We start from the raw sequence: 13,486 nt of genomic DNA, 5'->3' as shown, positions 1-13,486 counted from the left end.
GGTGTTCGTTCAGATCGGAAATGGCGGTGATACAGCCGGTGCTCACGAGACGGCTGCCATCTGGGGCGAACCGGAGTCCTATCCGACTCCGGTTCGCTTCTTCACTAGCGTGAGTACATCATTCGCCGTCACGAGTGGATCGCGCTCGTACTCCCCGGAAAACTGCAACTGGAGGAGAAGATCGACCAGCCGCCACAGCGAGTAGAGCAAGCACGCAAACGCGAAATAGAAGAATCGGAGTCCGAAATGTTTCGAGGTCGTATCCGCCATGAACGGCTTCAAACTCTTGTAGCCACTCTCGATCCCCCAGCGGTCGCCGTACCAGTCGATCACTACCGGAGCAGCGTCCAAATACGAGGTCATGAACACTGCGTAGCGTTCATGACCGTCTTTGAAGTCACCGTCCCAGTCTTCTTTCGCTCGGTAGATCAGCCGCGTCTCGTGCCACTCGTTCCTGCCGAGGTACAACTTCCGGTCTTCGACATACTCCTCGATATTGCGCTGTTCGAGCTGTGTGGCCTTCGCTTTCTCACTCGTTCGTTTCCGCTTCGGGACGAGGTAATCCAGTCCTCGATCGACCACTTTCTCTAAAATCTGCTGCCCATCGAACTCGCGATCCATCAACACCAGATCGATCGAGACCAGTTCCTCAGCAGTCTCCAGCAGATCGATCACGATCGACCTGCGGCTCTCATCCTTTCGAACCGGCCGAGCATCCAATATCAGCGGGAGGTCCTCGCCGACGATCTGGATCGTCGCCCAGTGGTAGGCGTACTCGTCATTCTGCTCCTTCGTCCCGATGATGTCGTCCTCGAAACCCTCGCGATCACCCGTAAACGGCGTGTCGGTCGTGATGTCAATCGCGACCGTCACCGCCCGGTGAAACGCGCTTGTCTGCTCAGCCTCATCGAGAAGTCGTCGAATCGCCCGTCCGTACATCTCGCGGATTTCCGTGATCGAGAGCTTCCGCAGGTAGTGACGGTGAATGTGACCCAACGGGGTCCGCTCACGGGTCGAGTCAAGGAGGAAACTCCGCGCTCCTTCATTGACGCACATCCCATCGCGCAGGCCTGTGTAGGTCTGAAGCTCCCAGAATGCATTCTCGTGGATCCGGCCTTTCTCGCGGCCAAGACCGAATGCCGGAAAGAGCAAGCGCTTAGCCAGATCCGTCAGCTCACCAGCACGACGGAGAACCTCTTTCTGGATCGGTTCCTCGGAGGTCTCCGAGGAACCTCGCCGGGATGAGCCGCTATCATCTCTCGAATTTACTGTGTCCGAAACCTCGACCCTGTTCCACGTGGCGTGGATCCGGACGAAATCCGCACACTGCTTGATTGCTCGTCGAAGCTCTTGGTTGAATCGTTCGTGACGAGCGCGCCACATGGTGGTTTGACTCGGGACGCCCTCGAAACCGAGAGCGTCCGCGAGACCCTCGTGTTCATCGAGATACGTCACCAGTGGCGTCTCGTGCTCCCATCCGTGCAGATGCATCAGCATCAGGGATCGGAGCATCGGAACGACTGGTTTCGACTGGGTGTGCCAGTCAGGGAAGGTGTCGTAGGGAGCGAACTCGAAGTAAGCGAGTGGACATAGAGAAATGAATTTCTCAACATTATCATGGGCATCGTGCTGGAACCACTCTTGCGCTAGCGTCGAGACGTCGTGTTTGAGTGCATCGAGATCGTCGGCCGTATAGTCTTTCGATGGGCAGCGGTAGTACGGCCAGTGTTTCTCATCTGTGTCAGCAATCGTCCGGAAGACAGCTCGTTTCGAGGCACTCGTCGCAACCATTGTTGTTCTCGCCGCCCGGCTTAGACCGGCTCCGTGTTAGTTTCGCGGTGAGTTCTCGTCGCTTAATCCCGCGAATTGGGATCCGGATTCACAACATCAGCTATGCAGTGGAAGATGAGACTACAGCGGGTATAGAGAGTCCAGAATGCGCGATCTTAGCAGGATAGTGGATTCCAGTCGCCGCCAAATCAGACTTCATTGAGGATTCGTGTCGGTGATCTGGCTAGAACTGTGTTTTGGCGATACGCTGGAAAGAGCTGTGGCTCAGACCGTGGTTTCCGGCTCGATTAAGGGGTTTATCCGACGCCTGTCCGCTTCTGCAACAGCGCGAGCGTATTCTGCGCTGTCACGATCGGAGAGCGTCCATATCCGTCGGTCAGAGCCACCTGAACGAGGAGATCGACCGCTCGCCAGATCGAATATAAGAGACAGGCGAATGCGAAATAGAAGAATCGCAGCACAAAGTCCTTTGAGATGGTCGCAGCCATGAACCGCTTGATCGATTTGTAGCCGCTCTCGCTCTCCCAGCGGTCGCTGTACCAGTGGATGACCACTGGAGCAGCCTCGGAACACCAGGCTCCCAGTCTTCTTTCGTACTGTAAATCAGATGAATGCCATGCTCCTCGTTGGTACCTAGAGCGCGTTTTCGTATGCCCGACCCGACTCACGGTTGATGACAAGGCTGGAGGGAGCTGCCACTCGGCCGAGTCAGTCAGTTACTAGCACGAGAAGTACTCATTCTGAAGAAATCGCGATATCCGTGACATCCATACGCCTGTTACTTGAATAATGCATTAGCTGATTCGTCTGTTCGATCATTACGAACGTCTGGTCTGGGATTGATCAAGGCAGGTCGCTCATGTTGATATTAACCTCGACGACGGTGGCGGCCTGAGCGACGCGCTCCGAGAGTCGGTCATGGAATCGGTCGTCGGTCATGAAACTCACCGGGCCAGAAAGGCTCACTGAGCCGAGTAGCTGTCCATCTGGCCGCTGGATGGGTGCACCGATCGCTCGGAAGCCATCGATCTCCTCTTCGTCATTGTAGGCGTAGCCCCGTGCACGTATCGTTTCGAGTTCGTCGAACAGCACCTCGCAGTCGGTGATGGTGTTCGTCGTCCGTGCCGGTAGTCCGTGCTGATCGAGTATCGTTTCGACGCGTTCGCGTGGGAGAGACGCAAGGATCGCCTTTCCGGCGGCGGTATAGTGGAGCTGGTCGCGCCGCTGGAGTTTCGAGGATTGGTACTCGCCGTCGATACTGGTGTCGCCCTTGACCTGATAAAGGTTGATCCCATAGCCGTCCTCCTCAGTGACTATGTGGGTGTACTGGTCGGTCTCGGCCGCCAATTTCTCGACCTCCTGTTTCCCGTACCGATAGAGCACGTTTCGGTCTCGAACGTACTCCCCTAGCACAAACAGTTTAAGCGCGAGTTCGTAGCGTTCGCCACGATGAACCACGAGACCGTTCTCCTCCAATGTCTTTAGATGGATGTACGCCGTGCTCTTCGAGACCCCGAGGTGGGCTGCTAGCTCCGAGACGCCGACACCATCGTGCTCACGGATGGCATTAATGACGCGTGCAGCCATCGAGACGGTTTTCAGCGTCCGCGGACCATCGTTGGCTTTCGGTGGCATGGCTCACCCGAACTGCTCGAACGATATGAGTGTTCGGATATTTCAACCGAAGTAGCCGAAATACTATGTTGAACCGTGATGGTGGCGCCGGAAAAGTTGATATTCGACCGATCTAGACACTTGAATCTCATCTCCCACCGGAAATTTAGATACGACGTTTGAAATACTCGAACAGTCGTTTTTCAGCAAATTCCTTGGACGTGCAGACAACTGAATCTACAGAGTCGGACGTTCAATGAGTTTGGAACCGCGAAACGCTTTTTTAGTTGGTCGGCGGAAGGATTCGGTAGCCAGTATATGAGAGACCGTAATCCAACAGGATTGGCTATCGACTCGATTCGAACGAGAACCGCCGGGCACGACGAGCGTGAGTGAGCGTGTCGTTACGTATCGCGGTCGACGGAGAAGCACTCCGCGCCGATATCAAGCGAACCGCGTCCTTTGGTGGTATCGAAACCGACATTGGCCGCGGCCGGACGGCGCTTTCGGCCGACGCAGCCAACGCCGCAGCGCGCGACTACCTCGTTGAGCGTCTCGAAGCGGCGGATCTCGATGTCCGAGTCGACGCCATCGGCAACATTGCGGGTCGCTGGACGCCTCCCGATACCGATCCAGACATCGCGCCCATCGCGTCCGGGAGCCATCTCGACTCGGTACCGCGAGGCGGAATTTTCGACGGGCCGCTTGGGGTCTATGCTGCTCTCGAAGCAGTTCGGGCGATCAAGCGGAGCGGGGCCGCAGTCGCGCGCCCGATCGAAGTCGTCTGTTTCACCGGCGAGGAAGGAACGCGGTTCGCCGACGGCGTCCTCGGCTCTACAGTCGCTGCTGGCAAGCGTGGCATCGATGAGACGCTGGCGTTGAGCGACGACGACGTTACCCTTCGGGAGGCCCTCGAAGGGGCCGGGTTCCAGGGAACCGGCCGACTCGACGCCAGTCGATGGGACGCGTGGATCGAACTCCATATCGAACAGTGCTCCCGGCTCGAAGACGCGGGCGTTCCGCTCGGACTCGTCACCGATATCGCCGGGACTACCCGATGTCACGTCAGTATCGAGGGTGAAACCGACCACGCGGGGACCACAGGAATGACCGAGCGCCGCGACGCGCTCGCCGCTGCCAGCGAGCTGGTACTCGCGGTCGAACGAACCGCCGTCGAAACCGCCACGACCGGGGGCGGGACGACAGTCGGCACTGTCGGCTCGCTCACCGCGACGCCGAACGCCGTCAACGTAATTCCAGGATCCGTCTCGCTCCGGCTGGATTGCCGGTCGGTCGAACCCGCCGAGATCCGGACGCAGTTGGCGACAATCGAGCACACACTCTCGACCCTCGAAATGGAGCGCGACGTTTCGACCTCGGTCGACTGTCCGTATGATATCTCGCCGACGTCACTTTCCGGGAGATGTCTCGAAGTCATGGCCGAGGCAGCACGCGACAGTGATATTGAAACCCGATCGGTCCACTCCGGCGCGGGCCACGACACGATGCAGATCGCAAGCGCGACCGACGCCGCGCTCCTGTTCGTGGCCTCCGAGGGTGGCTACTCACACTCCCCGAGAGAGCGTGCTGACTGGGACGACTGTACCATTGCAACGGGCGTGCTCGCGGAATCCCTCGTGCGACTCGCGAACGACACCGACCACACCAGAACATCATGTTAACCATCGAACTCAACGACACGACGTTCACGGCCGAACTCCACCCCGACCGCGCCCCCGAATCGGTGGCCGCGGTTCGGGAGTTCCTCCCGCTCGATTCGCAGCTCATGCACGTGCGATGGAGCGGGATAGCGACGTGGATTAACATCGACGAGATCAATCTGCCGGAGATCCCCCGTGAGAACCACACGGTCTACCCCTCGCGGGGCGACCTATTGCTCTATCCTGGCTACCGGAACGAACAGGAGATCCTGGTGCCCTGTGGTCCAACGTGTTTCAAGAGTCCTGCCGGCGAGCTTGCGGGGAATCACTTCGCCACAATGCACGCGACGGCCGACGAACTCCGCAAGGTGGAGCGACTGACGCTTCGTGACGGGATGCAAAACGTGACGATCCGCGAAACCGACTAACAACCGAGAGCGGTCCTAGCCATCAGACGCTCCACTCCGGGCACTCGCGTGGGACGAACTCACCGTGGCCGGTTTCCACGACCGTACCGCAGTCAGCGACGACCCGCCCGCGAACCAGCGTCGTTTCGACCTGACCGGTGACTTGCCGACCTTCGTAAAGCGTGTAGTCGGCGACCGAGGCGTTGTCCGTGGCAGTGATCGTGTGTGTCTCGTTCGGGTCGAACACCACGATATCGGCGTCAGTACCGGGTCTAAGCGTTCCCTTCTTGGAGAGACCGAACGTTTCGGCGGGATTTGTACACATTACCCGGACGACGAACGAGGCCGAGAGACCACGCTCGTTCACGGCTTCGTCGTAGAACACGGGGAGGCTTCGTTGAAGCCCGTTCGTGCCGAACGGGTTCTCCCACCACTCAGTCGTCGTTTTCCGTTCACGAGTCTGAGCAACGTGGTCGGTCGAAACTACGCTCAGGCAGCCGTTCCGGAGGGCTTCAAACAACGCATCTGTGTCTTCGGTGGTTCGGAGCGGCGGGGTGAGCTTCGCGAGGTTCCCCCACTCCTGGTAGCACTCGTCGGTGAGCGTGGTGTGGTGGGTACACGCCTCGGCGCGAATCCGACTTCCATCCTGTTGGTATCGCGCGATCGCATCGGCTGCTGCTCGGGAAGACGTGTGGAAACCGTAGTAATTCACGCCGGTCTCGCTCGCGAGTCGCGCGACATCGTCAGCGGCCATCGCTTCGGCGTAGTCGGGTCGGGCCTCCGGGAGGCATGCCGGGTCATCTCGTCCCGCTGCCCGGAATTTCTCAGTTATCGAGGCACAGACCGAATCGTCCTCGCTGTGTACGACCGCGACCGCACCGACCTCCTGGAGTCGCTCAAACATTGCCCGGACGAATCCGTTCGAAAGCCCGTACTCGTAGGTCGTATACAGTTTGAACGACGTGATTCCGGACTCGATGAGGTCGTCGAGTTCCTCGAACACAGCCGGGCTTTCCCGAAGCACCCCACCGTGGAGCGAGAAGTCGACCGCTGCCGTGTCGGCCTTTTCGCGTTTTCGTTCGATCCCGTCCTGGAGCGACCCCGGCTCGTCCCAGGGGCTTTCCTCGCCGACGTAGGCCTGCCACCCGAAGTCGATGAGCGTCGTCACCCCGCCGAGCGCGCCGGCCTCGGTTGCGGTCTCGTAGGTGTCGAGCGAGACATGATCACCGATGTGGACGTGGGGGTCGACCACCCCAGGTAACACAAGTCGACCCGACGCGTCGATCGTCCGAGAGGCGGTTGGGAGGACGTCCTCGTCACCGACGCCCACGATCGTTCCCTCGTCTACTGCGATCGTCCCGCCAAACGTTCCCTTGGCCGTTACGATAGTTCCATTGGCGATCAGCGTATCCACGACCATCCAATGGGGTTGATTGCCCACGGTGTATAATCGTTTGCCTCGCCAATATCGGTTCGGATAGCTATCGGCTGCCAAGTACAGTTTGACTCCGCCTTTGTTCGCTCATTCGAGAACGGTGTCGAAGCACGCAATCGATGTGATATCGACGAGGTTGTTCTTCGTGACCCAGACTTCAGGTATCCGTGTGAAAGGAACGACATTGCTATGACTACTCCTCGCGGTCGGAGCCTGTCCATCGCGCTACGTACTCAACCGCACCGAACCCCGCGGCGTCGGCGTCCTCCCGAATCGCCTCGACGCCGCCTCGTTCGGTGACGTCGATCACGTCGTGATTGTCGGCACAGAGCGGCAACCCTCGGACGTTGTCTGTTTCGACGAAACTGGTGAGGTTTTGTTCGACAAATTTTTCGGAGGTAGACTCGAAGACCAGCATCGGCCTTCGAGCGCGCCTTGTCAAGCGTGATGCTCTCGTGGTCGGAATCGAAATACTGGGCGGCCTCGTGAAGGGGCTCGCCGTGGACTCGCGGAATGTAACCGTCGACCGAAACCCCCGAGCGCGCGCTGCGTCAATCTTCGCATGGACAGACACGTCGCCGGCCATCACGCTTAGTACGTCCATGACCTCCCCGAGCGAGACTTCGGGAACCATCGTCATGAAGTAACCACGGTTCCCCAAGTCCACCACTATCATCGACACGCGACGGCTCGACTCTATCCGATAAATCGATATAACAATACGTTCGAGGCTTGTTCACCATCCATGCGTCTCATTCCACATAGTAACGTCGATCAGATCGATCTCTGGACATAAATAATGATTCTGCTAATATGCGGAAGTCTTAATACCACAACTGGTATCGAAACGGTCGATGTCCGACTATATCGTAGCGAACGGTACGACCCTGGAGGGCGATTCAGTCGATATCGAGATAGCTGATGGTTACATCGAAGGAATTCTACCGGCAGGGAAGGGTAATTGGGGTGCTTATGACGCCGATCAGCGATTCGACGCGGAGGGACGGCTGGTTACGCCCCCGTTAGTCGAACCCCACACGCACATCTTCAACTCGTTGAGCGAGGGCCGACCAAACAAAAATCAACAGGGGACGCTCGAACAGGGGTGGCGGACCGGGGAATTAAACCGCGAGGGACGAACGAAAGAGTCGGTCAAAGCGCGTGCCCGGCGGGTCATCAGCTGGTTTGCGACCTATGGTATCACCCGGGTCCGAACCCACCTGAACGTCAGCGACGCCGAAGCGAGCCGCTACACTTCAGCTGAGGCGATGCTCGAGATCAGAGCGGAGTTCGCAGGGACCGTTGAGCTCCAGCTGGTTGGAGTTCCAAGCCCGGGGTTTGCCCGTGACGAGGCGCTGTATGATCGATTGGAGACGATGCTCGAGATGGGCATCGATGTGGTGGGTGGATGGCCTCATCGGGAAGACACGCGCGAGAAAGGGATCGCTCACGTCCAAGCGGCGCTCGAACTCGCTGAGGAGTACGATCGGCCCGTTGACCTTCACATCGATGAAACCGATGACCCCCACTCGCGATACACCGAAGTGCTCGCGTCAATGGCTAATGATCTCGGCATTGGAGAACGGGTGACCGCGAGCCACACGACCGCGATGCACTCGTACCCGAACGCCTACGCCGACAAACTCCGGCGACTGCTCGCCAAGAGCGGTGTCAGCGTGATTACGAACCCGCTCTCGAATGCCGTACTTCAGGGGCGGTACGACGACTATCCCCGACGGCGCGGCCACACCCGCGTCGACGAGCTCTCGGAAGCGGGTGTGACCGTGGGAGTCGGTCAAGACGACATCAGTGACTCCGCCAACCCCTACGGCGACGGCGATCCCCTGAAGATGCTGTATCACTTCGCGCACTTCGCACACAAAAACCGGCTGGACGACGCCGCGGACCTCTGGGAGATGCTGACCGAAAACAACGCCGAAGTGTACGGTCTCGACCTCGAAGAGTACGGGATCGATGTCGGAAACGAGGGGTCGCTCGTTGTCTATGACTCCGACACGGCCTTCGACGCGATTCGGACGATCGCCCCGCGAAACCTCGTCCTCAGCTACGGTAACCCCCTCGCCACGACAGAGCGAACTGCAAGCGTCACGTACAACGACGACGAGGAGGTCGACTTCAGTCGCGATCTCCCGTAATTCTCCGCTTGTTCACGATTTGGCGTAGCGAACTCGTTGGTAGCAGAGCGTCCCAAGGGCCCGAACCGGATCGGTGTATCGCGCTCGACACCGAATTCGTCGGGGTAGCGGCCGTCACCACCATCGTTGTCACTAACTTCTTCTGATCGATAGTGTGGCTAAATACAGATCGAAATCGCCTAAACGACCATCAAATTCAGGATATAGTAATCATATATATGCCTAGAGCCTACTGATTCTCCCTCATTCCAAAACTATATGGGTCTCCCCTAAACGGATCAAACGTGAAACGAAGACAATTGCTTGCTTCGGGGGGAATAGCACTGGCAACTGGCATTGCAGGCTGTTCGGCGAGTGGAAACGGGGGGGACAGCGGAAGCAATGAAGGTAGCAATGCGAGTCCGAACGACTCCAGCACCGCCAACGCCAGCACGGGTTCGGGAGCACAGAGCATTGCCGGCACTACCATCACCGAGTGGCCACCCGCAGAGTACGAGGACAGCATCAACGTCTGGAACTGGTACACTGAATGGCGTGACGTGGCAGTCGAGCGGTTTGTCAAGGAGTACGACGGCATCGAGGACTACACAGTCGACTCTTACAATAACCCGGGGCAGTTCTACGCACAAATCCAGCAGAGCCACTCTATCGACTCCATCGGGTCGACCGGCGAGTACACCCAACGGATGATGGCCAACGACCTTGCCGAACCGCTTCCAATAGACACGATGAAAAACTATGAGAATGTTCAACAAGAATACAAGGACGTGACTGAATCGACCTATGCAGACGAGGACGGTGTCTACGGGTTGCCAAACGTCATCGGTTTAAATCCGGTTATCGCCTATCGTGACGACCATTTCGATAGCCCACCGTCATCGTGGGATATTCTTTGGGATGAAGGCCTTGCTGGGAATATCCTAATGTTAGACCGAGACTATATTCTGATGCAGATAGCAGCGTTATACACCGATCAGGACCCACATGACCCTGATGATTGGAATGAACTTGAAGAAGTCCTCATCCAGCAGAGAGATCTGAACGAAGCCTACTACCAGAACCACGATACGGCCCAGCAGTTACTTGGCAGTGAAAACGCGACTGTCGGTGCGGCTGTAAACAACTCAGCCCTGCAAGGATATGACACTGTAGATGAAACAATACGGTATACGGTACCTAATGAAGGAACGTTATATTCAATCGATCAGCAGGTCGTTCCGACTGGGTCACCTCACCCAGTGGCAGGTGTAATGTTCACTGACTTTGCAATGTCGCGCGAGAGTGTCGAAATTCTGTGGAACGAGTCATATGCAATCTCGTCGCACAAGGACGCTTTCGACATCATCGAGGAGATCGAAGACAACTCAGAACTCGCTGAACTGGCTCGGTTCAAAGACGACTGGGATCTGTCTGAGCGCCAGCCGCTGTCTGATGAGGTCCGCCAGAGAACCGCCGACCTGTATACCAAAGTGATGGGTGCATAGGTATTACTATGGATTCCATCAAACCCTCTTAAACGACAACTAAAACACAAAAACAAGACGGAATTTGGTTGAGTGGGGGACCTTCACTAAAGATCGACTCTCTTGATGAGGCCTATAAAGGAAGTTGAGATAGAGCCCGCTACCTAAGGGGGGTGACTTCGAGCCTCAGTTGTTGAGTGGACGAAGAGGTAGTTGCTCTCGTAAGATTATTGACGTCATAATCATCGTTGCCCAGGGCTCACGAGAGAAAGTTGAGTACGATCTCTTTCAGGGAATATTTGAGGTTCGCTCGAAGCGATGACGCCTTTGAGCGAACCGTCCCAAGGCACTTGACTCAGGACCAGGACGAGAAGAATATAGGCGGTCATCAGAAGATAGCAGTGGCGATTGGCACCTTCGTCGGTCTGCATCTCGCAGTCTCCCAAGCCGAGATCCCGCTTCAAGTCCTCGAAGAACGTCTCAATTCGCCAGCGCATCGCGTACGAGCGAATCACATGTTCAGTTGGTGCGTCGATCTTGTTTGTAGCGAGGTACTTGATTGGGTTCTCGTTGTCATCTTTGTCAGTTTCTTTCTCGGCGATGGCCAGGTTCACGTCTCCGAAGAGTGGTTTGCGTACGATTTGAATGTTAGTGACGGTATAGCTCGCACGTGAAGGCACGAGACTAAGCAAGCGGGACCTTAGTGTAAACAGCCGCCTCTGGGCATATTCATAGGTTGCGCAGGTCATTCACGAGATCACCGGCGAAACCACTCATGAGAGCACGTTGCTTGAGATCGGTTCGTGGTTGTCCGGCCGGCTCTTCTTCCTAGATCGAGGTTTCTTCAAGTTTCGTCGATTTGCGCTGATCGACGAGAACGACGGCTTCTTCGTCAGCCGTCTCAAGCGGAGTTCGAATCCAATAGTAGCCGAAGAGTTGCAGGAATGGTCTGGTCGGACTATTCCGCTTGAGGATAAGCGAATCTACGACGTGGTTGACGATCTTCGCCGGGAGCACATCAACGTTGAAGTTGAGGTCATATCCAGCGACGAGTGCACGATGGGGTGAAGTCGTGGGACACCAGTCGATAGCCGTCCTCATCGCAGACGCCGACGATGGCTATCGGTTGTACATCACGAATCTACCGTGTGAGAAGTTCGGCCTCGAGGAGATCCCACGCTGTACCGAGCGCGGTGGGTGGTAGAGTTGCTGTTCAAGGGAACTGAAATCACGGTATCCACTGGGTGAGTTCGAGACACAAAAAGCTTATACCATGAAGATCCAGATGGTGGCGGCTCTGCTGACACTGATGGTCAGCAGAGCCATCCTTCGGGAATCAGTGGATTATGCTGAAGAACAGGACGAGGAGTGCGTGCTCTCGACGGAACGCTGGGCGGCGACCTTCCAGTCGCTCGTCTAGTACATTCTGCAAGAAATCGCCGCTAGTTATGGCTATCCACCGCCGAATCTCGGTGACATCCTGTACCGTGAGGCCAAACAACCGGCACCGTCACGACTCACACTGCCTGAGGAGGAGAACGCCGAGTTGTGTGGCGGTTCTCCAGCTTAACCGAAGACGGATGATGTCCGCAGGAACATCTACCTCCTCTGGTCGGCAATGTAGCGAAATGCGGACAAAAGTCGGCTAAGCGTCTACCATATCCAGGACGTAGTAATTATATATACGGCTAGTATCCGTAGAACTTCGCTAATCCAAAGTTATATATACCCCAGCCTAGACCGTTTAGGCGTGAAACGAAGACAATTGCTTGCTTCGGGGGGAATAGCACTGGCAACTGGCATTGCAGGCTGTTCAGCGAGTGGAAGCGGTGGAGACGGTGGAAGTAATAACGGTAACAATACGAATCCGAGCAACTCCAGCAACGCCAACGCCACTTCGGGTTCGGCAGAGCAGAGCATTGCTGGTACCGCCATCACCGAGTGGCCACCCGCAGAGTACGAGGACAGCATCAACGTCTGGAACTGGTACACACAATGGCGCGACGTGGCAGTCGAGCGGTTTGTCAAGGAGTACGACGGCATCGAGGACTACACAGTCGACTCTTACAATAACCCGGGGCAGTTCTACGCACAAATCCAGCAGAGCCACTCTATCGACTCCATCGGGTCGACCGGCGAGTACACCCAACGGATGATGGCCAACGATCTCGCAGAGCCCCTTCCTGTCGAGATGATGCCCGCCTGGGAGATGGTCAAAGACGAGTACAAACAGGTCACGATGGATACGTACTCGACGGATGGGGACGTGTTTGCGTTGCCGAACGTGATTGTCGTGATGCCCGTCATCGCGTACAACCAGGACTATTTCGACAGTCCGCCGGATTCCTTTGATATCTTCTGGGAGGAGGATCTCGCCGGCCAGATCCTGATGTGGGACCGCGATTATCTCCTGATGCAGATCGCGGCGCTGTACACCGGACAGGATCCACACGACCCCGACGATTGGAACGAACTCCGTGAGGTACTCGTCCAGCAGCGAGATCTAAACCAGACGTATTATCAGAATCACGACACGGCTATGCAGCTGCTCGCCAACGAGGACGTCGTCGTGGCTGCCACGCCGACGAACTCCATACTCCAGGCGAAGGATACGATGAACGATTCGCTCTCGTATACCGTTCCCAAGGAGGGGACTCTGTACTCGATCGACCAGCAGGTCGTACCGAAGGGTGCTCCGAATCCAGTCGCGGGCGCGATGTTTGCGGACTACTCGCTGTCAGCGGAAAGCGCCAAGATCTTTTGGAACGAGGCGTACGTCATTACAAGCCATGTCGACGCCTTTGACATCATTGCCGAGGTTGAGGACAACTCTGACCTTGTTGAACTCGCCAGATACAACAATGACTGGGATCTCTCCGAACGGCGGCCGTTGTCCGAAGAAGTCAGACAAAAGACCAGTGACCTCTACACCGAAGTGCTGGGCGCATGATATCAGACA

At 56.9% G+C, this 13,486-nt stretch carries 10 protein-coding genes and 2 pseudogenes; 6 read left to right on the top strand and 6 right to left on the bottom strand.

Features of this window, described 5'->3' with window-relative positions; all coding sequences use genetic code 11:
* Positions 1-78 precede the first annotated feature (78 nt).
* The 3 genes and pseudogenes from D3261_RS02435 to D3261_RS02425 all read right to left on the bottom strand — a co-directional run bounded on the left by D3261_RS02435 (position 79) and on the right by D3261_RS02425 (position 3,426).
* Positions 79-1,791, bottom strand: a complete 1,713-nt coding sequence (locus D3261_RS02435) for a transposase (RefSeq protein WP_120068455.1) — start codon at positions 1,789-1,791, stop codon at positions 79-81.
* A gap of 296 nt (positions 1,792-2,087) precedes the next feature.
* A pseudogene (locus tag D3261_RS02430) lies at positions 2,088-2,330 on the bottom strand (transposase); the annotation flags it as partial.
* A gap of 304 nt (positions 2,331-2,634) precedes the next feature.
* A complete protein-coding gene (locus tag D3261_RS02425; RefSeq protein ID WP_120068453.1) occupies positions 2,635-3,426 on the bottom strand; it encodes an IclR family transcriptional regulator in 792 nt (263 codons plus the stop codon).
* A gap of 377 nt (positions 3,427-3,803) precedes the next feature.
* Here D3261_RS02425 and D3261_RS02420 point away from each other — a divergent pair, with 377 nt between their 5' ends.
* A complete protein-coding gene (locus tag D3261_RS02420) occupies positions 3,804-5,087 on the top strand; it encodes a hydantoinase/carbamoylase family amidase (RefSeq protein WP_233553832.1) in 1,284 nt (427 codons plus the stop codon).
* Positions 5,081-5,494 (top strand): DUF3830 family protein, encoded by a 414-nt coding sequence (locus tag D3261_RS02415; RefSeq protein ID WP_120068450.1) that lies wholly within the window; start codon positions 5,081-5,083, stop codon positions 5,492-5,494. Before D3261_RS02420 ends, D3261_RS02415 begins: the two co-directional genes overlap by 7 nt.
* A gap of 22 nt (positions 5,495-5,516) precedes the next feature.
* Here D3261_RS02415 and D3261_RS02410 read toward each other — a convergent pair whose 3' ends face one another.
* Positions 5,517-6,893, bottom strand: coding sequence for a dihydroorotase family protein (locus D3261_RS02410; protein WP_120068447.1), 1,377 nt, complete (start codon positions 6,891-6,893; stop codon positions 5,517-5,519).
* A 208-nt stretch (positions 6,894-7,101) separates the two neighbouring features.
* A complete protein-coding gene (locus D3261_RS02405; RefSeq protein WP_120068444.1) occupies positions 7,102-7,584 on the bottom strand; it encodes a hypothetical protein in 483 nt (160 codons plus the stop codon).
* A gap of 178 nt (positions 7,585-7,762) precedes the next feature.
* Here D3261_RS02405 and D3261_RS02400 point away from each other — a divergent pair, with 178 nt between their 5' ends.
* Complete coding sequence (locus D3261_RS02400) at positions 7,763-9,064, top strand: amidohydrolase family protein (RefSeq protein ID WP_120068442.1); 1,302 nt, start codon at positions 7,763-7,765, stop codon at positions 9,062-9,064.
* Positions 9,065-9,348: 284 nt separating this feature from the next.
* Positions 9,349-10,548 carry a PotD/PotF family extracellular solute-binding protein gene (locus D3261_RS02395; protein WP_158589326.1) on the top strand — a complete coding sequence of 400 codons (1,200 nt, stop codon included), beginning with the start codon at positions 9,349-9,351 and terminating at the stop codon, positions 10,546-10,548.
* A gap of 143 nt (positions 10,549-10,691) precedes the next feature.
* Here the strand turns inward: D3261_RS02395 and D3261_RS02390 are convergent.
* Positions 10,692-11,147 (bottom strand): annotated as a pseudogene (locus tag D3261_RS02390) (transposase); the annotation flags it as partial.
* Positions 11,148-11,334: 187 nt separating this feature from the next.
* Between D3261_RS02390 and D3261_RS20575 the strand changes: the two are divergent.
* Together D3261_RS20575 and D3261_RS02380 are read left to right on the top strand one after the other, a co-directional pair.
* Positions 11,335-11,595: a hypothetical protein gene (locus tag D3261_RS20575; RefSeq protein WP_233553831.1), complete on the top strand. Its 261-nt coding sequence runs from the start codon at positions 11,335-11,337 to the stop codon at positions 11,593-11,595.
* 682 nt (positions 11,596-12,277) lie between these two features.
* Positions 12,278-13,477: a PotD/PotF family extracellular solute-binding protein gene (locus D3261_RS02380; protein ID WP_158589325.1), complete on the top strand. Its 1,200-nt coding sequence runs from the start codon at positions 12,278-12,280 to the stop codon at positions 13,475-13,477.
* The last annotated feature ends 9 nt before the right edge of the window (positions 13,478-13,486 follow it).

This window comes from Halococcus sp. IIIV-5B, assembly GCF_003602035.1.
GTDB classification, from domain to species: domain Archaea; phylum Halobacteriota; class Halobacteria; order Halobacteriales; family Halococcaceae; genus Halococcus; species Halococcus salsus.
The sequence above is the reverse complement of the archived record's forward strand: the minus strand, read 5'-3'. Positions and strand labels throughout refer to the sequence as shown.